General features: G+C 56.4%; 18 protein-coding genes and 3 pseudogenes. 9 read left to right on the plus strand and 12 right to left on the minus strand.

Annotation, left to right across the window (positions count from 1 at the left end):
- Positions 1-2: 2 nt before the first annotated feature.
- Positions 3-1,382 (minus strand): amidase, encoded by a 1,380-nt coding sequence (locus tag ACIQUH_RS11940; protein WP_400815122.1) that lies wholly within the window; start codon positions 1,380-1,382, stop codon positions 3-5.
- 466 nt (positions 1,383-1,848) lie between these two features.
- On the opposite strand from ACIQUH_RS11940, the gene nthA reads away from it, so the two are divergent.
- The 6 genes from nthA (at position 1,849) to ACIQUH_RS11970 (ending at position 5,536) form a co-directional block, all read left to right on the plus strand.
- On the plus strand, positions 1,849-2,463 hold the full coding sequence (nthA, locus tag ACIQUH_RS11945) for a nitrile hydratase subunit alpha (protein ID WP_400815124.1): 615 nt from the start codon (positions 1,849-1,851) through the stop codon (positions 2,461-2,463).
- Between the two features lies 1 nt (position 2,464).
- The gene (locus ACIQUH_RS11950) at positions 2,465-2,773 is read left to right on the plus strand and encodes a hypothetical protein (protein ID WP_400815126.1); all 309 of its coding nucleotides are present in this window, start codon (positions 2,465-2,467) and stop codon (positions 2,771-2,773) included.
- Positions 2,773-3,129 (plus strand): SH3-like domain-containing protein, encoded by a 357-nt coding sequence (locus ACIQUH_RS11955; protein WP_400815128.1) that lies wholly within the window; start codon positions 2,773-2,775, stop codon positions 3,127-3,129. Before ACIQUH_RS11950 ends, ACIQUH_RS11955 begins: the two co-directional genes overlap by 1 nt.
- Positions 3,126-3,620, plus strand: a complete 495-nt coding sequence (locus ACIQUH_RS11960) for a nitrile hydratase accessory protein (protein ID WP_400815130.1) — start codon at positions 3,126-3,128, stop codon at positions 3,618-3,620. The genes ACIQUH_RS11955 and ACIQUH_RS11960 overlap by 4 nt, the downstream gene beginning before the upstream one ends.
- Positions 3,621-3,721: 101 nt before the next feature.
- Positions 3,722-4,879 carry a transporter substrate-binding domain-containing protein gene (locus ACIQUH_RS11965; RefSeq protein ID WP_400815132.1) on the plus strand — a complete coding sequence of 386 codons (1,158 nt, stop codon included), beginning with the start codon at positions 3,722-3,724 and terminating at the stop codon, positions 4,877-4,879.
- Between the two features lie 15 nt (positions 4,880-4,894).
- Positions 4,895-5,536 carry an ANTAR domain-containing response regulator gene (locus ACIQUH_RS11970; protein ID WP_400815134.1) on the plus strand — a complete coding sequence of 214 codons (642 nt, stop codon included), beginning with the start codon at positions 4,895-4,897 and terminating at the stop codon, positions 5,534-5,536.
- 59 nt (positions 5,537-5,595) lie between these two features.
- Here ACIQUH_RS11970 and ACIQUH_RS11975 read toward each other — a convergent pair whose 3' ends face one another.
- The 6 genes and pseudogenes from ACIQUH_RS11975 to ACIQUH_RS12000 form a co-directional block, all read right to left on the minus strand.
- The gene (locus ACIQUH_RS11975; RefSeq protein WP_400815136.1) at positions 5,596-6,141 is read right to left on the minus strand and encodes a cysteine hydrolase family protein; all 546 of its coding nucleotides are present in this window, start codon (positions 6,139-6,141) and stop codon (positions 5,596-5,598) included.
- A 56-nt stretch (positions 6,142-6,197) separates the two neighbouring features.
- Entirely contained in the window at positions 6,198-7,181 is a 984-nt protein-coding gene (locus tag ACIQUH_RS11980; RefSeq protein WP_400815139.1) for an ABC transporter permease, read from the minus strand.
- Entirely contained in the window at positions 7,178-8,788 is a 1,611-nt protein-coding gene (locus ACIQUH_RS11985) for a sugar ABC transporter ATP-binding protein (RefSeq protein ID WP_400815142.1), read from the minus strand. Before ACIQUH_RS11985 ends, ACIQUH_RS11980 begins: the two co-directional genes overlap by 4 nt.
- A 19-nt stretch (positions 8,789-8,807) precedes the next feature.
- The gene (locus tag ACIQUH_RS11990) at positions 8,808-9,944 is read right to left on the minus strand and encodes a sugar ABC transporter substrate-binding protein (protein WP_400815145.1); all 1,137 of its coding nucleotides are present in this window, start codon (positions 9,942-9,944) and stop codon (positions 8,808-8,810) included.
- A 656-nt stretch (positions 9,945-10,600) separates the two neighbouring features.
- Positions 10,601-11,528 (minus strand): annotated as a pseudogene (locus ACIQUH_RS11995) (IS3 family transposase).
- A gap of 103 nt (positions 11,529-11,631) precedes the next feature.
- Positions 11,632-12,053 (minus strand): annotated as a pseudogene (locus ACIQUH_RS12000) (IS110 family transposase); the annotation flags it as partial.
- A gap of 74 nt (positions 12,054-12,127) precedes the next feature.
- On the opposite strand from ACIQUH_RS12000, the pseudogene ACIQUH_RS12005 reads away from it, so the two are divergent.
- Positions 12,128-12,721: pseudogene (locus tag ACIQUH_RS12005) on the plus strand (transposase); the annotation flags it as partial.
- A 151-nt stretch (positions 12,722-12,872) separates the two neighbouring features.
- Positions 12,873-13,850 carry a helix-turn-helix domain-containing protein gene (locus tag ACIQUH_RS12010; RefSeq protein WP_400815148.1) on the plus strand — a complete coding sequence of 326 codons (978 nt, stop codon included), beginning with the start codon at positions 12,873-12,875 and terminating at the stop codon, positions 13,848-13,850.
- Positions 13,851-14,186: 336 nt separating this feature from the next.
- Here the strand turns inward: ACIQUH_RS12010 and ACIQUH_RS12015 are convergent, their stop codons facing one another.
- The 4 genes from ACIQUH_RS12015 to iolG are packed head-to-tail and all read right to left on the minus strand — an operon-like array spanning position 14,187 to position 18,397.
- Positions 14,187-15,233: a Gfo/Idh/MocA family protein gene (locus ACIQUH_RS12015; protein WP_400815151.1), complete on the minus strand. Its 1,047-nt coding sequence runs from the start codon at positions 15,231-15,233 to the stop codon at positions 14,187-14,189.
- A gap of 29 nt (positions 15,234-15,262) precedes the next feature.
- Positions 15,263-16,435, minus strand: coding sequence for a Gfo/Idh/MocA family protein (locus ACIQUH_RS12020; RefSeq protein ID WP_400815153.1), 1,173 nt, complete (start codon positions 16,433-16,435; stop codon positions 15,263-15,265).
- Positions 16,436-16,457: 22 nt separating this feature from the next.
- A complete protein-coding gene (iolE, locus tag ACIQUH_RS12025) occupies positions 16,458-17,369 on the minus strand; it encodes a myo-inosose-2 dehydratase (RefSeq protein WP_400815155.1) in 912 nt (303 codons plus the stop codon).
- Between the two features lie 20 nt (positions 17,370-17,389).
- Positions 17,390-18,397 (minus strand): inositol 2-dehydrogenase, encoded by a 1,008-nt coding sequence (iolG, locus tag ACIQUH_RS12030; protein WP_400815157.1) that lies wholly within the window; start codon positions 18,395-18,397, stop codon positions 17,390-17,392.
- Positions 18,398-18,513: 116 nt separating this feature from the next.
- Between iolG and ACIQUH_RS12035 the strand changes: the two genes are divergently transcribed.
- Positions 18,514-19,527, plus strand: a complete 1,014-nt coding sequence (locus tag ACIQUH_RS12035) for a LacI family DNA-binding transcriptional regulator (RefSeq protein WP_400815160.1) — start codon at positions 18,514-18,516, stop codon at positions 19,525-19,527.
- Between the two features lie 230 nt (positions 19,528-19,757).
- Here the strand turns inward: ACIQUH_RS12035 and ACIQUH_RS12040 are convergent, their stop codons facing one another.
- On the minus strand, positions 19,758-20,003 hold the full coding sequence (locus ACIQUH_RS12040) for a hypothetical protein (RefSeq protein ID WP_400815162.1): 246 nt from the start codon (positions 20,001-20,003) through the stop codon (positions 19,758-19,760).
- Positions 20,004-20,416 lie beyond the last annotated feature (413 nt).

Consider the following 20,416-nt stretch of genomic DNA (forward strand, 5'->3'; position numbering starts at 1 on the left):
GATCAGTCAACAGGCCGACGCAGATGATGGCTCGTCACACGCTGGAAATTCGCGACCACCTTGAGCAGGACGTCCTCGCTGAGATGCGGACCGCAGACCTGCATGGCGATCGGCATGCCGTTGCGATCGGCGCCAACCGGGAATGTAACGGTAGGCGAACCCGTAATGTCGGCCGGAATGAAGAAACGCGTGAAATCAATGAACTGGGAATCGGCGATCTCAAGCCATTCCGACGCCTTTGGCAGCGCGCGGGGGAATACCGGTATCAGGAAGATATCCACTTCGCTGAATAGCTTCCTGTACAGCGCGGAAAAGGCAATTCTGCCGAGATTGGCGTTGACATAGTCGATGGCCGACAACTTCCGCCCCGTCTCGATGAAGTTAGCAAGCACCGGCCCGTATTCGTCCTTGCGTGAGGGATAGAATTCCTGGTGAGCGCGGGCTGTCTCAGGCGAGCACAGGGCAATCCAGTCGGCGACGGCCTTGCGCCATTCAGGAAAGGTGATGTCCCGCGTTTCGGCGCCAAGCGAGCAAAGCACATCAGCGGTATACTGCCATGCGTTCGAAATCTCCTGCTCGGTATTCTCGCAGGCAAAGGCTCTCGGCATGCCGATACGAAGCCCTTGAATGCCGGCTGCGCATGCTGACAGGTAGTCGGGAACGGCGGCCCGCAATGCGGTCGGATCGTTGGAATCCTGGCCGGCGATCGCGCCCAACATGATCGCGGCGTCGACCGCCGATCTGGCCATCGGGCCGATATGGTCGAGCGAATCCGCGAGCGCGAAAACGCCGTGGCGGCTGACGCGCCCCCAGGTCGGCTTCACACCCGTTATATTGTTTGCACCCGAAGGTGCTCTGATCGAGCCGCCGGTGTCGCTCCCGAGCGAGCCATACGCTAAGCCGTCTGCGACGGACACGCCCGACCCGGAAGAGGAAACGCCGGAGTAATATTCCTCTCCAAAGGGGTTGACGGCCGCTTTCACCGAAGGATGGTGGTCGGCAAAGGCCTGTTCCGTAGTGGTGAGCTTGCCGAGGGTGACTGCGCCTGCAGTCTCCAGCCGGTTCACCACCGTGGCGTTGAACGTGGGACGGAAGTCCCGGTGTATCGCCGTTCCAGCCGTGGTCTTGGCAAAATCGGTGTAGATGATGTCTTTGATGCCCAGCGGCACGCCGTGCAGAGGGCCTCTCCATAGGCCCTGGCTGATCTCTTTGTCGGCTACCGCCGCTTGCTGCATGGCGCGCTCGGCTGTCACCGTAATGTAGCTGCAGCTTTTTGCATCTCGGATGGATATCCTCTCCAATATTCTGGACGTAACTTCCGAGGAGGTTATTTTTTTCCTCATTATTTCTTCGGAAATCTCAGAAATACTTTTGAAGTGCATGGATTGTTCCCCATGATGCTGATTCTTGCCGGGACGCGCGCCAGACAGGGCGAATTCTAACAAGCCAGATGAAACAGGCTTGACCGCGCTTGCCAATGAACTTGTTTCAAAAAGTCAGATGAACGAGGCGCGAATTGGAATTGGCCCGCGCCATCGTCCAGGCCCCGAAATGCTTTACAAGCACCTGAATTGACGCTATCAATTTTGACTAAGTGGCCTGTTTGACAATAGGGTCAGCTGCTTACTGCCTGCATCGACAATAGCGTCGAGCTCTGTTTCTTCGCATGCGCCGGTCCAAGATGTGGGGTGGCCGTATTGGTCGCGCGAGCGATCCTTCGAAGGAAGCAACAAGGGGAGCGAGGAAGTCCGCGCCCCCATTCTCTCAAGTATATTTGTAAAGCTGCCGAGAAATAGGTGGAACGTGAGCGATGCGTCACGATCAAAAAAGGGAACCAAAGGAATTCACATGAGCGACGAGCACCATACCAAGCCACCGGCGGATATCGCCCTGCGTGTGAGGGCACTGGAATCCCTGCTGGCCGAGAGAGGGATTCTGGAAACTGCCGCACTTGACGAACTTGTGGACACCTATGAGCACCGCATCGGCCCAAGAAACGGCGCCAAGGTCGTCGCGAGAGCCTGGACTGATGCGCAGTTCAAGGAACGGCTGCTGACACACTCGACTGAAGCGATCGCAGAGCTGGGTTTCGCCGGCGTACAGGGCGAGGATATGATGGTCGTCGAGAACACCCTGGATGTCCATAATATCGTGTGCTGCACGTTGTGCTCTTGCTATCCTTGGCCGACACTGGGGCTTCCGCCGGTGTGGTACAAGGCGGCTCCCTACCGTTCTCGTGTCGTCATCGATCCGCGTGGCGTGCTTGCCGAGTTCAACGCCAGCGTGCCGGACACGACGGAAGTACGCGTCTGGGACAGCACGGCCGAGCTTCGCTACATAGTTCTACCGATGCGTCCGGACGGTACCGAAGGTTGGAGCGAGGAGCAGCTCGCCGAGCTCGTCACACGCGACTCCATGATTGGAACAGGTTTTCCTCGCTCACCTGCAGAATTGGGAGGCTGATATGAACGGTGCTCACGACCTGGGTGGCATGCACGGCTTCGGCCCGATTGCCCCGCCGAAATCCGAACCGGTTTTCAAGCACGACTGGGAGCGCCGCATGTTTGCGATCCATGTGGGCCTCTGCTTCGCGGCTGCCTACAATATCGACGAACATCGGCATGGCTGCGAGCGTATGAACGGTTCCGACTATCTTTCGACGACCTATTACGAGCACTGGCTGCACGCAAACGAGGTTCTGCTTGTCGAGAAGGGCGTCTTCACACAGGAAGAATATGAAGCCAAACTGCAAACCTTGAAGGATGAAGCCTGATGCGCACCGTAACCAAGGAGCTCGTCGAAGCCATCGTTCCCGTTGGTGCGTCGACCCACAGGGATTCCGACACGCCGCCGGCATTCAAGGTCGGAGACAGGGTTCGGGCAAAAAACGTCAACCCTGTAACCCATACGCGTCTCCCGCGTTACGCCCGTGGAAAAATCGGTGAAATCGTCATTCAGCATGGGGTCTTTACCCTGGCTGACAGCATGGCCCATCTAAAGGGGGAACAACCCCAGCATCTCTACAATGTCATGTTCACCTCGCAGGAATTGTGGGGCGAGGACTCGACGACGAAAGACAAGGTCTACATGGACCTTTGGGAATGCTACCTTGAGGGCGTCAGCGGATGAGTGACGATAGCGATTTCCAATCCCTGAAACTTCCCAGGGATGAAGGCGGCCCGATTTTTGATGAACCATGGCATGCCCAGGTGTTTGCGGTGACCGTGGAACTCAGCAAACAGGGCAAGTTTTCATGGTCCGAATGGGCGGAGTGCTTCAGCGACGAGATTAAAGCTGCTCCCGCCAAAGAAGGCGAAACGGTGAACCAGGCCTATTATCGTCAATGGGCCACCGCGCTCATTGAGATGACCGAGGCTCGGGGACTTATACCAAAAGGCGATGTTGTCGAGCGCACGGAAGAATGGCGCCGGGCTTATCTGAACACGCCCCATGGGCAGCCTGTTCTTCTGATGAATGCCGCATGCCTGCCGTCTCATAATGACCATGGTGACGATCATCACGACCATGACCATGACCATGACCACGGCCATCACCACCATCATCATCATAGCCATACGCCAAAAAGAGAGCCGGTGATGGTTAGTCCGGCTGTTCGCTGAATTTCAAGCTCTCAATTTGGTCGCGTTTCCAGATTGAGAGCCGTCTGCATCAACAACATCGATGTTGCGACAATGCCATTGGCTGATCCGGAAAGTTTGCGATGAAGCATCTGTCGACTATCCCGAAGACCGGGAACGGGACAAAACTGCCTGTCGGCCTTTTGTTTTCGAAAGAAAGCATCACCGCGCCGCACGAATTGACACAAAGGCTGGCCACGCTTCTGGCCATAAAGGAAGTGAACGAAAGCGGTGGGATCTTCGGTCGCGAGATAGTGCCGGTCGAAGTCTCGATCGGCGCAACTCCCGAAAGCTATGCGGCGGCAGCGCGCTTTCTTTGCGATGATCACGGCGCGAGGATATTTTTCGGCACCCACTTGTCCAGTTCCCGAAAGGCCGTTCTTCCGATCGTTGAGGCGAAACACTCGCTTTTATTCTATTCAACCCTCTATGAGGGTTTCGAGTTCTCGGCCAACTGCTTTTACTCGGGTGCGGCGCCGAACCAGAACGCAGTCCAACTTGCCCGCCATACCTTTCGCAACCACGGGACGCGCATTTTTCTCGTCGGAACGAACTATATTTTCGCGCACGAAAGCAACCGGATCATGCGGGATCTTGCGCTGCAGGCCGACGGTGAGGTTGTGGGCGAAATCTATCTGTCATTCGGGGCGGCGGATGAGGAATTCGCAGATGCCATTCGCCGGGCGGAAGACGCGGCCCCCGATGCGGTTTTCTCGACCGTCGTCGGTCGCGATATTCCGCAATTGTACCGAGCGTTCGATCGCACGCGCATGCGAAAAAACGGCGTTTCCATTGTCAGCCTTGTGACGACGGAGACGGACGTGAGGGATATTGGCGCAGATGCCGCAGAAGGGCATATCTCTTCTGCTCCCTATTTCAGAAACATAAAGACCTCTGAAAACCGGCGGTTCGTTGATGATTTCGAGCGCGAATTCGGCGATCTCCATCCCCCGACCTGTCACGCTGAAGCGGCGTACTTTCAAGTAAAGATGCTGGCTGCTGCGGCTTCCGTCGGCACGTCTGATGGAATCGATCAAGTGCGCGCGGCTGTGAAGCGGGCTTCGGTCGTTGCGCCGCAGGGCGCTGTCGCCATCGATGCCCAAACGCATCACACGAGTTTGTGGCCGAGAATCGCGCGTGTGAATGCGATCGGTGAGTTCGAGATACTTGAAGAGGAAAAGCTAGCCATTTCCGCATCACCCTTCATGATGTGGCATACGGTCGATGACGCCGTTGCCTGAGATGGGGAGGATGCATTGCGACCGCCGCGCCTGAGTGACCTGAACGGTATTCGTGTCGGTATCTTTCTGCCGCATGGGGCGGAAAGTCATTTGCTGACGGAGCATCTAAGGCGCATCGGGTGCTTTCCCTCGACGTGCTGGCCGCCGTCAGCCGCTATGCTCAGGGATCTCGATATTGGCATCGTGAGTGTCGATCCGGAATTTCGTGATCAACTCAGATTGCTAGGCGGTGCGCTGGAACGATCCTCACCTCCTTTGATCGCGATCGCGGGATATGAGGACCCTTCCACGCTGCAGGTCATCATGGAGCTCCATGTCGCAGCCGTGATCGAGCGACCGTTAAAGCCATTCGGGCTGCTCACAAACCTCATGATCGCCAGGGAATCGCGGCGTCACAAGAGCGGTGAAGCGGACGCCGTGCAGCCTGCGCACGAACACGATGTGTCGATGGTCGCACTCGCGAAAGTCATCCTGCAGCATCAGGCGGATGTTTCTTCCGCCGATGCTCATAAATTATTGCAGAGGAAAGCCATGAACGGGCGCATCACCCTGAATGTCGCAGCCAAGCAAGTCATTGGAATGGCGGCGGGAGGAGCCTCGATAGTGGGAGCGTTATCCCAACTCCTGCCGGATCCGGACAAAGATCGGCAGTCTTGAAGCTGCCGTCTTCATCGAAGTCAAAGGCTACCGCGATAGAAGCGCGGTAGCGATCGGCATTATTTCACTAGGTCTTCTGTTTTCGTAACTTTTGCATAGGCAAAGTTCAGCGCTGACATGAAGGCGTCGTGGACGAAAGAGGCTGGTACAGTGCGGCCTTCAAATTCCATATCCCTCGTTGCACAGGCATCGTGCACCAGCGTTGTTGTGTAGCCAAAATCCACGGCTGCGCGCGTGGTCGCATCAATGCAGATATGGCTCATGGCACCGACAATCGTCAGATCGCGGACGCCCTTTTCTTCGAGAATCTGCTTGAGGCTGGTTTCGCGGAACGAATTGGGGAAATGTTTCTCGATCACGAGGTCTCCGTCCAACGGAGATACCGCCTCGATAATTTCGATTGCCGGCGTTCCGGCTGTGAAGAAAGGTGCTGCCGGATCTGGCGAGACATGGCGAATGAAGATGATCGAATGACCTTGCTCGCGGGCCCAGGCAATCACGGCTGCGGCATTCGACACCGCCGCTTCGATGCCGACTAGGGCAAGCTTCCCATCGGGGAGATATTCATTCTGTAGATCGACGACGATGAGGGCATTTGACGACATTTTCTTTCTTCCTGGTAAAGAGACGGTGATGTGATACGTCACCCTCACGTTTGCAATCAGATGGCCTGCTGCCTCAGCAAGCGGACCGCTGTCACGGCAACAATCAGCGCCACCCCCTGAAATATCGGGGCAACATAGAAGGGGAGCCCTAGCAGCTGAAGGCCATTGATCCCGATTGCCACCGTGAAGACAGCGAAGATCGTGCCGAGAACGTTAAATCTGCCGATGTAGATGGCAGTGGCTCCAAGAAACGCCGCCGCAAATGCAGGAAGAAGAAACGGAGGGCCGACGTTCGGATTTCCTGAGCCGAGTAGTGCTGCCTGCAGCACCCCGGCCACTCCGGCAAGAACACCAGCCAGAACGAAAGCAAGGATCGTCAGATTGTCGACATTGAGACCCGATAGCCTGGCGGCATCCTTGGAACCACCGATCGCGTAGAGATATCGGCCAAGAGGCGTATGCTGCAAAGCATACCATGACGCAAATCCGACACCGATCAAGAAATATGCGGGTGTCGGGATGCCCAGGAAGTCGGTTTGCGCGAGCATCGGGAGGGCTTCGGGAATACCGGAAAATATCACATTGCCGTCAGTATACCAAAACACACTGCCAGTAATGATTACACCTGTCCCCAGAGTCGCCACCAGTGCATTGATCCGAACTTTTGCGACCAGGATTCCGTTGACCAGTCCGATCAGCCCACAGGTGGTGACCGCGATCATGATCGATGGAAGGAATTCCAGTCCCTGCAAGGAAGGGAGACCGGTTACCAATATTGCGCTAAGTCCAAGGTTTGCACCGACCGAAAGGTCGAACTCACCAACAATCAGCGGAAAGAGCAGGGCGATCGCTAAAATCGCTGACACTGACTCCGTGCGTAGGAGCGTCACCGCAGTCGTGGATGTTGCAAACGTATCAGGGGCGAGGATTGAAAACAATACAATCAGCGCAACCATGAAGAGCGGCAAGAACAATCCCGCATACTTTATGAGCGTAAGGGTCGCGCGCTTTTGCACAGGGGCTGCAGCAGTTGACTTCATTGGAGAGATTCCTTGGATAGATACACAATCTCGGAAAGACGGCTCGGGGTTTTCTCGCTACCGCTGAGTTCAGCAACGATTGAGCCCTCTGTCATCACAAGAACCCGATCGCAAAGACGGCATAGATCTTCGAAGTCGGAGTCCACCAACAAGATAGACATTCCATCCTTCGCAGCGTTCGCAATAATCTCGTAGATCTCCGTTTTTGAACCGATGTCAATGCCTTGTGTCGGCTCATCGAGGATCAACAGCTTGGGGTTCAACCGCATCGCCCTTGCGATGATTGCTTTTTGCTGATTGCCTCCTGAAAGGGTGGAAAAGACAGCATCAGATTGCGGCGGCCGGATGTTGAACCGACGAATGACATCCTTGGCGATTGCATTCTCTTTCGATTTGGAGATACCGCTCCCGTTCCATACGCTTTTCATATCGGGAAGCAGAATATTCTCCGACACCGTCATCCTACCGACGCCGCCTTGCCCCAATCGATCTTGAGGCACATATCCTACGCCATTTCGCAGGCCGTCAGCCGGTGTGTTCAGCTGCAATTCAAGACTGTCCAAAGAAACCGATCCTGCGCTTCTCTGTTGCGCTCCAAACAACAGCCGCCCAAGTTCGCTGCGGCCGGATCCGAGAAGACCGGCAACGCCAACGATCTCGCCGTGCTGAATAGTGAAATCGGCGGATTGGACTCGATTGCCGGTTAATCCTTGCACTTTCAGCAGTTGCCTTTGGTCGGGGGTACGCTCAATCTTGGGATAGTAACTGTCAAGTGAACGGCCGATAATGAGCTCAACGAGGGAACGTTCCGTGAGACCGGCAATAGGTCGCGTGATTATACGGCGGCCATCTCTCATCGCGGTCACTCTATCGCACAGCTCGAGGATTTCGTTGAGACGATGCGAAACGTACACGATACCGACGCCCTTCGCGGCAATTTCGCGGAGCATTTTGAAAAGATGCTCTACTTGATCCGATGGCAATGCCGCTGTTGGTTCATCAAGGACAAGAAGCCCGCCTTTTTTGTCGGGGTCCTGCATCCCGCGAGCAATCGCCACCAGCGTTCTATCCGCCTGTGGGAGATCTCTGACCAGCGCATCAGGATCGATGTGGTCACCGAAGCCTTCCAAGGCCCTCCTAGTGCGGCGTCGCTGTTCGGACCAGTTTATCCTCCAGCCTAAACCGCGGTTGAAGCCTTGAGATAGGGCGAGGTTCTCTGTAACGCTTTGGGTGAGCACCAGTCCAAGATTCTGATGTATAAAACTGAGACCATAATCGCTCGCATCCGCTGGCGAATAAGGGAGGTGAAGGGGAGTGCCGAGAACATTGATCTCCGCACCGGCATCGGGTTCGTGAAAGCCCGCAAGACACTTTATGAAGGTCGACTTGCCGCATCCGTTCTCGCCAACAAGCGCATGGATCTCACCGGGTATCACTTCAAAGCTTAGATCGTGCAAAATTGTGCGACCAGAAAAGCTTTTACTAAGATTTTTAACCACGAGCAGGGGCGCAGTTTCTGATTTCTCTATTTGAACGCAAGCCATATTAGTAAATCCCAACGCCTGACCGCTATACACGGTCAGGCGGACAAGATGTTGAAAATGCAAGCAGTCTGTTTCGTAATGACTATTTTTTAGCCCACTGCTTCTCATAGAAAGGCTTGTAGTCCACGTCGCCCACGAATGCACCGCTTGCAGGTACGTTGTCCTTGGTCAGAAGCTTCGTGTGCACGCCTTCGTCCACTGGCTGCTGCCCGCTGAAGAGTCTGTTAAGGGACGACGCTTGGCAATAGCCAATCCAGGGGGGAGATGCGGCAGCGGTAGCTCGCTGGAATCCACCTTTGCGGATTATTTCCAAGTTAGGCGCACTGCCATCGAAGCTGACGGCAAACCCTTTCGATGTCAGACCTGCCGCTTGAAGTCCTTGAATCATGAAATACAGGCCCGCGTCATACCCCGCCCACAGGACGGTGAAATTCGGATGCCTCCGTACGAGGTTAACCGCTTGCTGGGGCACGCGCGTGGTCAGGTCTGTGATAAGGTAGTTTTCAGACGCAAGGATTTCGCAGTCTCCGCCAGCGGCTTTACACTCATTAATAAACTTATCTGCGCCCTTCACGCGAGCCGCCACAACGCCATATTCGTCGGCACGCATCTGGATCATTTTCAAGGAATATCCGGCTTCTTTATAGGCGTAAGCTGTTATGAAGTAACCTTCCTGAAAGGTTTCCGTTGATCCATCCGTCGTGGCCCAGTCGGCGTTCACTGGGCACGAGACGTCGATCAGACCGTCCTTGTTCAGCGACTGGTAGGCAACGATCTTGATGCCGGCCTTCTTGGCCTGCGCGAGCGGACCGGCGATCACGCCGGCATCGATCGCCTGGATGGCGATGCCATCCGCGCCGATGCTGATTGCTCTTTGCACGGCATTTGCCATTTTGGAGGGGTCACCCGCGCCGTCAATCAGTAGCGCCTCCCATCCAAGCGTTTTTGCTGCCTCCTGAAGAGCACGGGCTGGGGCTGCGCAACCCTCACCACCCATGGAGCATGGAATAATGACAATTTTCTTCCCTGTCACCGGCGCCGGCCACTCGCTTGGTGGTGTCGTTGATTGCTTCGCGGCGGCTTCGGCAACAATGGCATCAACGCGAGCGTTGAAGTCCTTTAAACTTTCCGCACCCGCTGATGTTGATATGACTGAGCTAGCCATCAAGCCCGAAAAGATTACCCGGATAATGCCTTTCGCAAACGTTGAATTTTTCATGACTTCCCCTTTTTTTTAACACTGAGCGGATTGACGTCTCTTTGACGCAAATCGCCTTCTTAGGCTGTGAACCGACATGAAGCTTAGAAAGTCATCTTCGCCCGTGCTTGACTACTTAGGTCATCGCATTTGTCTCAAACTGACAAGGCTGAGCGGCTAGATGTGAGCAGCTCCAGCATCGATTGTGATGTGACGGTTCGTGCCGAAATTGATTCAACATCCATGTTGAAGAGGCGGATGGTGGCGCGGGCACTGGATGACGATCTTCGATTGCGTTTGCTGGAAGCGTCTGCGGCGGGCTTCGGCACGGTAGCCGCAGCTCGCTTCGAGGTAGGTTTTCCACGGCGATCCGGTGGATCGGGAGCGAAGGACGGTGAGCCAACCTCCCGACAGCAGGGTTGAGGCGACCTCCGCATTCGATGTACACGAGGAATTCGTGTAAGACCGTATGTCCGTCTTCGTGCCTGAGGTGGCTCGTCCTCCTGTGATGAGGATCGGCTCGGCCTGTCCGAGCAACCCTCGGAAGACCAGTGTAGGGCGAGCCACCTCAGGCACGAAGACGGACATACGGTCTTACGAATTCGTCATCGAGTTGATCGAAGAACGGAAGGATGTGACGTGGACTTTCTTCGGAACAGTGACGAGGCAATTACAGATCAGGCGGCCAGCCTCTCGAACTGTGCGGGGCTTAGGTTGTCAAGCGCCGAATGCCGCCGGGTTGGATCGTAGAAGCCATCGATGTATTGGGCAATGGTGATTTCTGCTGTCTGCGGGTTTGATAGGCGGCTCTCCAGATCAGTTCTGATTTCAATGTATTGAAGGACGTCTCGACCATGGCGTTATCGTAGTAATTGCCCTTTCCTGACATTGAGATCCCGATGCCCTTGCTGCGCCCACGACCGCGAGATACAGCCACCCCTCACGGGTCCAGACATAGGAAATATCGACACCCCATTTCTGGTTCGGCCCGGTTGCGGCAAAATCATGATCGATGATTTTGGGGGGCGACCGGGAGGGCATGCTGGCTATCCGTTGTGCGCTTGAACCTGCGCTTTTGCAGGGCATGCAGGCCATTCTCACGCATGAGCCGGGCTGTTCGACTACGACCGATGGCAAAGCCGCTGTCCTGCAATTCCCGCGTCATGCGTGGGCTGCCATAAGTTTCGTGAGACAGCATATAGGCTGAGCGCACATGCGCCAGCATCACCATGTCCTCCCGCTGGCGACGAATTGCTGGCCTGTCTTTCCAAGCAAAATAGCCACTCTGGCTGACGCCCAAAACCTTGCAGAGACGATGTGCGGGGAACTCTTGTCTCGCCTGATCGATGAAGCGGAACCTCATCGACTTCCCTCCTTGGCGAAAAAAGCGGTCGCCTTCTTCAGGATATCCCGCTCCTGACGCAAGACCTCGTTCTCTCGACACAGCCGTTTGAGTTCAGCCGCCATATCTTCATCGCCTTCACGACGTCTGGGATCATCCATAGCTACATCCTGGCTTCGGCTAAGCCATCGCGTCAGTGTCGACAGCCCGATTCCAAGATCGTCAGCAATCTCGCGCCGCGTACGCCCGCTCGTCTGCGCCAAGCGAACAGCCTCACGCTCGAATTCTTTCGTAAAGGGTACTTTCTTTCGTCATAGCGGTTTTCTTTCAACTAAAGAAAACCTCTCCACTTTTCCGAAGCAAGTCCAGAATCACCGCCAATTGGTTGAAGTTCGTTCTCTCTACAAGGCGCGAACGCACCCGATGCAGCGGTTGGATATCCAACTGCTCCGGGCTCTTGAGTTCGACAAACCGCATTGTCGGTCGTGAGGCGGCTTTGGCGACTCCCTCAGCATCGCAGTCATCGTTCTTCTGAGCCTTGATATACGGAGGAACGTATTCCGGCGACGTTAAGCGGATCTGGTGGCCTTGCTCTGCATACAGCCGCCCGAGATGATGCGCGCCGCAGCATGCCCTATCGCAATTACACAGACGGGAAGCTTCACAACAAGGTCGATCAGCGTTTGCCGACGCATCGTTCGAGGAACGACTACAGTTCCCGCCGCGTCGACGCCAACAATGCTGCAGGAGCTCTTGCCCAAATCAATTACACGGATCGCAATGGGCATTGGCTCGTACCTTGCTCTTTCCGGATATCAGCATTGTACTCGATGCTGAGTGAAAGGGCGGGCCATTCCACAAGTCCGCACATTCACTGGACCAAAGCCGGCCGGATGTCCTGAAGCGCAGGCGCGCCTGGTTAAATGGCCAACTCGATCTTGATTCGGAGAGGGTGATCTTTATCGAAAAACCGGTCTTTGACGAAGATGGCACGCTTGTGTGGACGGGCACCGCGCGGTGAACGTTTGCCGGCCGCGTGTCACATGGTTACTGGAAAACGGCGACTTTCACCGGAGCGCTGCGCCTCACCGGAATGACCGCGCCATTCGATGGCGCGATGAACGGCAACGTCTTGCTGGCTTATGTCGAACATGTGTTGCTGCCGACGCTTCGCGCCGGCGATACAGTGGACATGGACAAGTTGCCGGCACACAAGATACCTTCTTTGCGCGATGCCATTGAACGTGTCGGCGCAAGCCACATGTTCCTCCCGCCCTATAGCCCCGACTACAAGTCTATCGAGAACGCATTCTTAAAATTGACAGCCATGCGACGAGGGCGGGCAGAACGAACGATCGATGCTCTGTGGGATGCGGTGGGTGATTTGGTGCACTGCTTCACATAGAAAGTGCGCGAATATGTAAGGGCAGCGGGATATAAACCGGATTTTCTCTGAACAGCCAACCCCACAATGGTATCTTGTTGGCACGAAACTTGCTTCGCCTTTTGGCGTAGCGAACAACTTCGGCTACCAGCCGCATCCCACCGTCCGAAACCTCTTGTAGAGCAAGCGTTTTGTGGGTAGCTTTTGTGATGGAGGATACTTGATGGGTACTGTTGATGTTACAACTAGGCACAAAGGGGAAAAACTGTACCTCTCTACATCGGCCTATGCTGAGAAACAACGTCTCTCTTTTTGGCAGGATGTCATCAGGAGGCATCTTTCTCCGTCGGAATTCAAACTTTCTACACCCGCCGACCTGTTTAATGCGAAGCTCAAGTCCACGACGATAGGCAAGTTCACCGTATGTGAGGTGTCTTCTGCTCCTGTGATCAATGTCCGTGACGAACGGTGCCTTAAGAAACTGCCGGACGACGATTATTTTGTGGCGCTCAATCTACAAGGCCGCAGCCAGTTGATTCAGGATGAACGTGTTGCAAATCTGGAGAGTGGCGACGTTGTACTTTATGAGTCCGCCAGGCCATTCAGATGGGAGCATTCCAGCCCGTCTGAAATGATATTTGCGCGTATTCCGCGTCGTTATATGCTGGCACGTTTGCCCAAGGCGGAGAAACTCACAGCGAAAGTCATCAAAGGTAACGATCACCTAGCCTCGCTCATCAGCAGCACAATGAGAGAAATGGCTATATTTAGGGCAGACCTAGATGAAAGGACATCATCCCGTCTGGGAAATGCTTTCATGGAAATCGTAACCACCTCCATCGAGGCGAAGTTGGCACTTCAGGAGAACGACAAAGGGGGGGATGTGCTGGCGCGAGCCAAATCCTATTTGCGCAAAAACTTGGATGATTTCGACATGGATTTGCAGGCGCTTGCTGATCACCTTGGTGTCTCACCGCGGACAATAGCGAGAGCGTTTGCTGCCGATCAAACAACACCAATGCGCTGGCTTTGGGAGGAACGACTGACCGAAGCCATGGCGGTTTTGAGCAGTGGGGGCGCCGATAATGTTAGCTCCGTAGCAATGCAGTGTGGATTTAACGACTTCTCACATTTCAGCCGTTCATTTCGATCGAGATTCTCTGTGACGCCAAAGAGCGTACTGCGCGCGGAACGTGCGTAGACGCCAGCAGTCTAATCGCTAGCCGATTGTAGCTCGTAGTTTTATCCGAGAAGCAGCGCATGCCATGTGCATTTCAGCGGCTGCTCAAGAGACGATCGCTTAACGCGATGGCCGAGAATGGAGATGCGTTTCTGACGAACTGGCCGACGAGCTCATGTCTTTCCGGGTTCGCGACTGTATGACCTCAACGTCATCGCCAGTCCGCGTCACCCGTGGCGGTTCGAGCCCGATCCGGCGTATGCCTGGATTTGGGGCGCTACACGCCGAATTCATGTGCAGAAAGCAATGGGGGTTTTGTTCAGGGTGCAAATGGAAACATCCGGCGCTTGGCTTTTGCTATTCCTGAAGACCTGCTCCGGCGAAATCGATACCCAGCGCATGACGGATCGCGTCGAGTGTCTTCATCGTGTCGAGTGACGCATCCAGCGGCCGGCATGGGCTCTCCAGTCCGCCCCGCGCAATCGTGCGGGCGATGCCTGCGGCTTCGTGGTAGAGACCTTCAAAATGCGCGCCGCGTGGTTCCTCGTATGTCAGCCGTGTCGAACCATCCAGCGACCAGACCTCGAACGACCCCGGCAGGTGGAACTCGGTCATGAAGCGGATTGACCCTTTCGTGCCGACGATTGCCGCATTGGCCGGCGTGAAGCCGTAAAGCGTCGTCGCCATCGTGCCCTGCGCACCGTGGTCACTGATCATCGCGACGGCCAGTTGACCGTTCACGCCGGCCGGATCGGACGTGGCGATGCCGACGACCCGGGACGGCACGCCAAGAAGCCTCGTCAGAAGCGAGACTGGGTAGGTGCCGAGATCGAGTAGAGGGCCGCCCGCCAGACGTGCATCGAAAATGCGATGATCGCGCGGCAGGTACTCGCCGTATTCCGTGTAGACCGACATTATGTCACCGATCATGCCGTCATCGAGGACCTGCTGGATGACATCGAATTTCGGAAGGAAATAGGTCCATAGCGCCTCGGCGAAAAACACGCCCTTGCTGCGGGCGGCGGCCACCATCTCGGCGGCCTGCGCATGGTTCAACGCGATAGGTTTTTCAACCAGCACATGTTTGCCCGCTTCGATGGCCAGAAGCACATGACGGTGATGTTCGCCATGCGGCGTCGCAACGTAGATGATGTCTATGTCCGGCGCCTGAACAAGGGTGTCATAGCCGCCATAGGCTTTGTCGATGTTCCACTCGTTTGCAAAGCGGTCTGCCGAAGTCTGTGATCGGGAACCGACGGCGGCAATCACTTGTCGCGTATGCGCCTTGACAGATTCGGTAAACTTGGCGGCGATCCAGCCGGAGCCGAGGATGCCCCACCGCAAGGGGGGAGCCTCCCGCGCCGGTTCCAGCCGCGATTGCGGCAGAGATGTGGGAAAGGACATCGATAGTCTCCTTGTTCGAAGTTTTGCGATCAGCGCGCAGTCTGCTCCCAGTTTCCGGTTTTCAGCGAGCGTTCCATGGCGTCGATGATGCGTTCGTTGGCAAGGCCGAATTCGAAATTCGGGTAGCAGTCCGCATCGTGCATGATGCCTTCGATCAGGTCGCGCACCTCGATGACCTTCACGTCGAAATACCCGAGCCCCCCTCCGGCAAAATCGAAGCCGAAAAAGGCGGAGAATTGCGGCACCTGGCTGCCGGCAAGGACCGTCTTGAAGCCGCGATCCGGTTTCGGATCATTGAAACGCGAAATCTTCAGTTCATTGAAGCGTTCGCCGTCCATGATCAACGTACCCTCGGTGCCGGACACTTCCCAGTACACACCAAAAACCTTGCCGGCCGCGACACGTGACGCCTCGATCGTGCCGCCGGCCCCGGACTTGAAACGGACGAGCGTCTGGATCTGGTCCTCGTTTTCTACCGTGGCGCGTGGCGCGTTTTCAGTGGCCTTGGCGCCATAGCCGGAACCGCCCTGCGGCACGGGGCGGGTGGGGAAAAACGTCTGGCTTTGCGCCACCACGCTCTCGACATCGCCCATCAGATACTGGGCGACCGAAATGACATGGCTTCCAAGATCACCCAGCGCACCGGACCCCGCTTGCATGCGGGTGCAACGCCATGAGAACGGCAGTTCCGGATCGTTGAAAAAACCCTGATCGAACCATCCGCGAAAACGCATCGGCTTGCCGATCTCACCGCGATCGATGATCTGCTTCGCAAGCATTGCGGCCGGTGTCTTGATGTTGTTGAAGGCCACCATCGTCTTCACACCCTTCTTTCGGGCGGCTTCGGCCATCTCTTCAGCTTCGGCCAGCGTCACCGAAAGCGGTTTTTCGCAATAGACGTGTTTGCCGGCGGCAATCGCCGCCAAGGCCATTTCATGGTGCATGGCATTGGGAGAGGTGATGTCGACGATATCGACATTCGGGTCCTCGATTAGCTTTCGCCAGTCGCCGGTGCTTTTTTCGAAGCCATAGCGGCTCGCTGCATCCGCAGCCAGGTCATCATTGGCGTCGGCCAGCATATAAAGATGCGGGACGGCGGCGAGATCGCGATAAAGCATGCAGGCGCGGCGATAGGCGTCGGCATGGGCCTGTCCCATGAAGCCGGAACCGATCAGGCCGATACTGAGCGTTTTTCTGACCATCTGTCTTTCCTCCGTGATCCGTTCAGGCTGTGAAAATGTCGTGCAAGTGAAGGTAGCCGCGCGTGATTGCCGGCTTTGGCGGCGCCTTGGCGGGGTCCTGTTCGGCTTCCACCACCAGCCAGCCGCGATAGCCGCCGGCTTTCACGAAACGGGCGATCGGTGCGAAATCGACAGTGCCGTCGCCAGGCACGGTGAACATGCCCTCGCGAACGCCCGCGTTGAAGCTCAGGTCCTTGGCGCGTACCGACGCCAGCACCTGAGCACGCACATCCTTCAGGTGGATATGAACGATCCTGTCGCCGAAACGGTCGATGAGGCGAGTATAGTCGAAGCCGCCGGCGACGGCATGGCCGGTATCGAGCAACAGTCCCGCCTGCGGTCCGGTGGTGTCGAAGATTGCAGAGATCTCGTCAAACGTTTCCGCCACCATCATCAGGTGGTGGTGATAGGCCAGCGTCAGCCCGAACTCGCCGTCGAGATACCTGGAAAACTCGGTCAGGCGTGCGGCGTAGCCACCGACGTCGGATGAAGGCATCAGACGCCTGGCCGACAGTTGCGTGTCGAGCGGTGCGCCCGGCGCCATCATGGCGACCTCGCCATAGACCATCACCCGGCACCCCATGTCGCGCAGGAAACGGGCATGAGCTTCAACTGCGACCTTCTCGTCGGCAACATCGCTTTCGGCGAGGTTTCCCGAATACCAACCGGAGGCAAGAGCAAGGCCGCGCTGCTCCAGCATGGGCTTGAGAATGGCCGGTTCGCGCGGGAACTTGCGGCCGAGTTCTACGCCCTGATAGCCAGCGTCGGCCGCCTCATCGAGGCAGGTCTCGACGGTTACGTCTGCGCCCAGATCCTCGAGTACGTCATTTGTCCAGGACAGCGGGCTGACGGCGATGCTGACGCCGGATGGAAGAAATGTGGTGTTTGTCGTCATGGTTTTCTCCTTATCGGCGATCAGGGCTGCCAGTTCGCCTCGATGTCGATCGGCATCCGTCGCGTCATCGAGGCGATTGCTGCTTCAGCAAGACGTTGCGCCTCCAACCCGTCGCGTATGCCTGCCAGCGGTGCGCGACCGGTCTCAATGACATCCACGAACGCGGACATCTCGGCCCGATAGGCATCGGCAAAACGTTCGATGAAATAGTTCATGGGTGGAGACGTATGGAAGCCACCGGCATCGGCAATGGTGACGCCCCGTTGCGGACGGTTTTCGACGTAAAGCACTTCACGCGAGCAAAGTGCCTCCAGTCGCTGGTCGTAACCGAACGGCGCACGCCGGCAATTGACCATCTGCACGAACTTGCCGGAACGGGAGGTGAGGGTGATCATTGCCGTATCGATATCGCCGGCCGCAGCGATGTCCGGGTCGATCAGCGAATTACCGACGGCATAGACTGTGGCGATTTCCTCGCCCAGCAGATAACGCGCCATGTCGAAATCATGGATGGCCTGGTCGCGAAACATGCCGCCGGATCGCTCGACGTAAGCCCGCGGTGGTGGCGACGGGTCGCGTGTATGCATGACGACATGTTCGAGCTTTCCGGCATCGCCGCTGGCGATCCGGTCGCGCACGAAACAAAAATTGGTGTCGTAGCGCCGCTGGAAACCGAGAAGGCAGGGGATGTTGGATGCCTCGACCCGCTCGACGACATGCCGTACCGTCGCAAAATCCAGGCTGATCGGCTTTTCGCAGAACACCGCCTTACCCGCCTGCGCGCAGCGCAGCAGGATATCCGCATGCGTATCCGTCGAACTGGCAATGACCACGCCTTGCAGGGTGCTGTCGGAAAACACGGTTTCGGCATCGACGATGGCGGCGCCCGTTGCCGCTGCAAGGCGGGCGCGATCGGTGCTTTCAATCGGGTCCACGATATACTTGAGGCGGATGGACGGATGCGCTGCGGCATTGGCGGCATGCACCTGGCCAATCCGACCCGCACCGAACAGAGCGAGTTCGATCATGATTTTTCTCCCGTATCGAACGCCTTCTCCCAAGCGTCCGGTTGTCCGTGAGAATACTCATATGCTAATGATGTCGTACTTCATTTTTGAAGAGATCTCTTCAAGGTGTGCGTGAGATGAGCAAGGCGACAGCCAGGGATATTGCGCAAGCGGCGGGCCTTTCCCTGTCCACGGTCGACCGTGTTCTCAACAACCGCGGCGGTGTTTCGCAGGACAAGGAACGGCGCGTCCTCGAATGGGCGCGACGCCTGAATATCGACCGGGCGCTCAATCAGCGCGTGTCAAGAACGCTGCGTATCGCCGTGTTGCTGCAGCCCCCCGAAAATCCGTTTCATGCGTCGGTTCAGCGCAGCTTCGAGGAGGCGACCCGACAGTTTTCCCGGTTCAATCTGCAGTTCAGCATCCACCATATCGATCCGGGCCGCCCCGAGACGACCGTGGCCCTGATCCGGCGTCTGATGGAGCGTTGCGACGGTCTGGCCATCGTCAGCGCGCAGGACGAGGAGGTGGCCGCCGCACTGCGTACGTTCACGGCATCGGGAAAGCCTGTCGTGACGCTGGTCACCGATATGCAAGGCGCTGACCGTTTCGCTTATGTCGGGCCGGACAACAGGCGCGCCGGACGCGTCGCCGGTGATCTGATGGGGCGTTTGTTGGGCAAGGGCGGCGGCGATGTCGTGATCATTTCCGGCATGCTCAGCATGATCGGCCATGAGGAGCGCGAGATGGGCTTTCGCGCGGTTTTGCGTGAACGTTATCCGGCATGCCGGGTTGCCGAAGTTCTGGAAAGTCGCGAGCGGGCGGAACTGGCTGGCGATCTGGTGTTCAGTGCCTTGAAAAACAATGACGGCATCCGGGGCATCTACAATGCATCGGCAGGGGCCTTGTCGGTGGTGAAAGCGATCAGGACGCTGGGAAGACGCGATGACATCACCTTCATCACCCACGAACTGACGGAGGATCGCAGGCAGCTTCTGCGCGAAGGGTTGATCGATGTCATCATCGATCAGGACCCGGCATTCGAGGTGAAAACCGTGGTCGAAGTTTTCGCGCATCATTTCGGCCGCAGCGACGAAGCGCCGGCATCCCTGATCACGCCGATCCATATCCACATGATCGAGAACGGTTGACGCAAGGCAAGACCAGCGATCTCTGCCTGTTGCAGGGTGTCATTCGACATGCGCCCTGATTGCGTCGAATGCCGTGTCAGGCAGATCGTGAATTTATTGCTCTCTCGCTAACCCTGAAGTTTTTGCGAACGCGACATCGAGGCATGCAAATGCCGCGGGAACAAGCGTTTCCGCCTTTGTTTGTTGGTTGCATGTGTGGAGGATACGTTTGTCGACTTCCGGCAGGAGGTCTATCGCCCAAGCCAGATGTTTCTCATGGCTGTGGCGCGCAGCCATGCGGTGCTGTTGACCACACGCATGGTGCGCGCGGCCCGTTCAGGGTATTCTTTAACATTGTCGGCAAGAGCATCGAGGACTTCTAGGCCGAACGCCGCATGCCAACCGACAACCATGTCTTCCGTGATGGCGAAATAACAAAAAATCCGTTTGGAAATGGCTCTGGCAAGAGAGATGTGCTTGATGATCAAACGGTGCAAGCGCGTTCTCGTCAATAGAGTTCGCGAGAGTATCAATCTCAAGTTCCTGCACCGACGGGTATTATCGGATCGAATCGGATTGAAAATTTGTTTGGCACAATACGTTGAGGTTGACACTACGTGCCGATTGTGGCGTTTTGTGCATAAGATCGTTCACCTCAGGGATGATTATTTGCAACCGCGAACGCTACCAACAACGCCTGCGACCGGGGGCATGTCCTTCCGCACAGGGTGAGATGTACGGGTGGAGAGAATGAACGCATCGTCGGCGAGGCGCTCAGGCCAGTTTGTCACAATCTCGTTATCGCCAATAAGTTTGGCGGAACGCGAACTTTCTAACAACAGCCTGCGCAATCTCGATGTGGATCTTGTTGATGTCTTTTTTCCAGCCAAATGCGCAAATCCTACCAAGT

Source organism: Agrobacterium sp. NPDC090283 (assembly GCF_044769685.1).
Taxonomy (GTDB): domain Bacteria; phylum Pseudomonadota; class Alphaproteobacteria; order Rhizobiales; family Rhizobiaceae; genus Agrobacterium.

What these genes read in the sequence shown, in the direction of transcription:
- iolG (WP_400815157.1), bottom strand. Translation starts at nt 18,397, where the DNA reads ATGATCGAACTCGCTCTGTTCGGTGCGGGTCGGATTGGCCAGGTGCAT.
- ACIQUH_RS11955 (WP_400815128.1), top strand. Translation starts at nt 2,773, where the DNA reads ATGCGCACCGTAACCAAGGAGCTCGTCGAAGCCATCGTTCCCGTTGGT.
- ACIQUH_RS12015 (WP_400815151.1), bottom strand. Translation starts at nt 15,233, where the DNA reads ATGTCCTTTCCCACATCTCTGCCGCAATCGCGGCTGGAACCGGCGCGG.
- ACIQUH_RS11965 (WP_400815132.1), top strand. Translation starts at nt 3,722, where the DNA reads ATGAAGCATCTGTCGACTATCCCGAAGACCGGGAACGGGACAAAACTG.
- nthA (WP_400815124.1), top strand. Translation starts at nt 1,849, where the DNA reads ATGAGCGACGAGCACCATACCAAGCCACCGGCGGATATCGCCCTGCGT.
- ACIQUH_RS12010 (WP_400815148.1), top strand. Translation starts at nt 12,873, where the DNA reads ATGGGTACTGTTGATGTTACAACTAGGCACAAAGGGGAAAAACTGTAC.
- ACIQUH_RS11940 (WP_400815122.1), bottom strand. Translation starts at nt 1,382, where the DNA reads ATGCACTTCAAAAGTATTTCTGAGATTTCCGAAGAAATAATGAGGAAA.
- ACIQUH_RS11980 (WP_400815139.1), bottom strand. Translation starts at nt 7,181, where the DNA reads ATGAAGTCAACTGCTGCAGCCCCTGTGCAAAAGCGCGCGACCCTTACG.
- ACIQUH_RS11975 (WP_400815136.1), bottom strand. Translation starts at nt 6,141, where the DNA reads ATGTCGTCAAATGCCCTCATCGTCGTCGATCTACAGAATGAATATCTC.
- ACIQUH_RS11990 (WP_400815145.1), bottom strand. Translation starts at nt 9,944, where the DNA reads ATGAAAAATTCAACGTTTGCGAAAGGCATTATCCGGGTAATCTTTTCG.
- ACIQUH_RS12035 (WP_400815160.1), top strand. Translation starts at nt 18,514, where the DNA reads ATGAGCAAGGCGACAGCCAGGGATATTGCGCAAGCGGCGGGCCTTTCC.
- iolE (WP_400815155.1), bottom strand. Translation starts at nt 17,369, where the DNA reads ATGACGACAAACACCACATTTCTTCCATCCGGCGTCAGCATCGCCGTC.
- ACIQUH_RS11960 (WP_400815130.1), top strand. Translation starts at nt 3,126, where the DNA reads ATGAGTGACGATAGCGATTTCCAATCCCTGAAACTTCCCAGGGATGAA.
- ACIQUH_RS11950 (WP_400815126.1), top strand. Translation starts at nt 2,465, where the DNA reads ATGAACGGTGCTCACGACCTGGGTGGCATGCACGGCTTCGGCCCGATT.
- ACIQUH_RS12020 (WP_400815153.1), bottom strand. Translation starts at nt 16,435, where the DNA reads ATGGTCAGAAAAACGCTCAGTATCGGCCTGATCGGTTCCGGCTTCATG.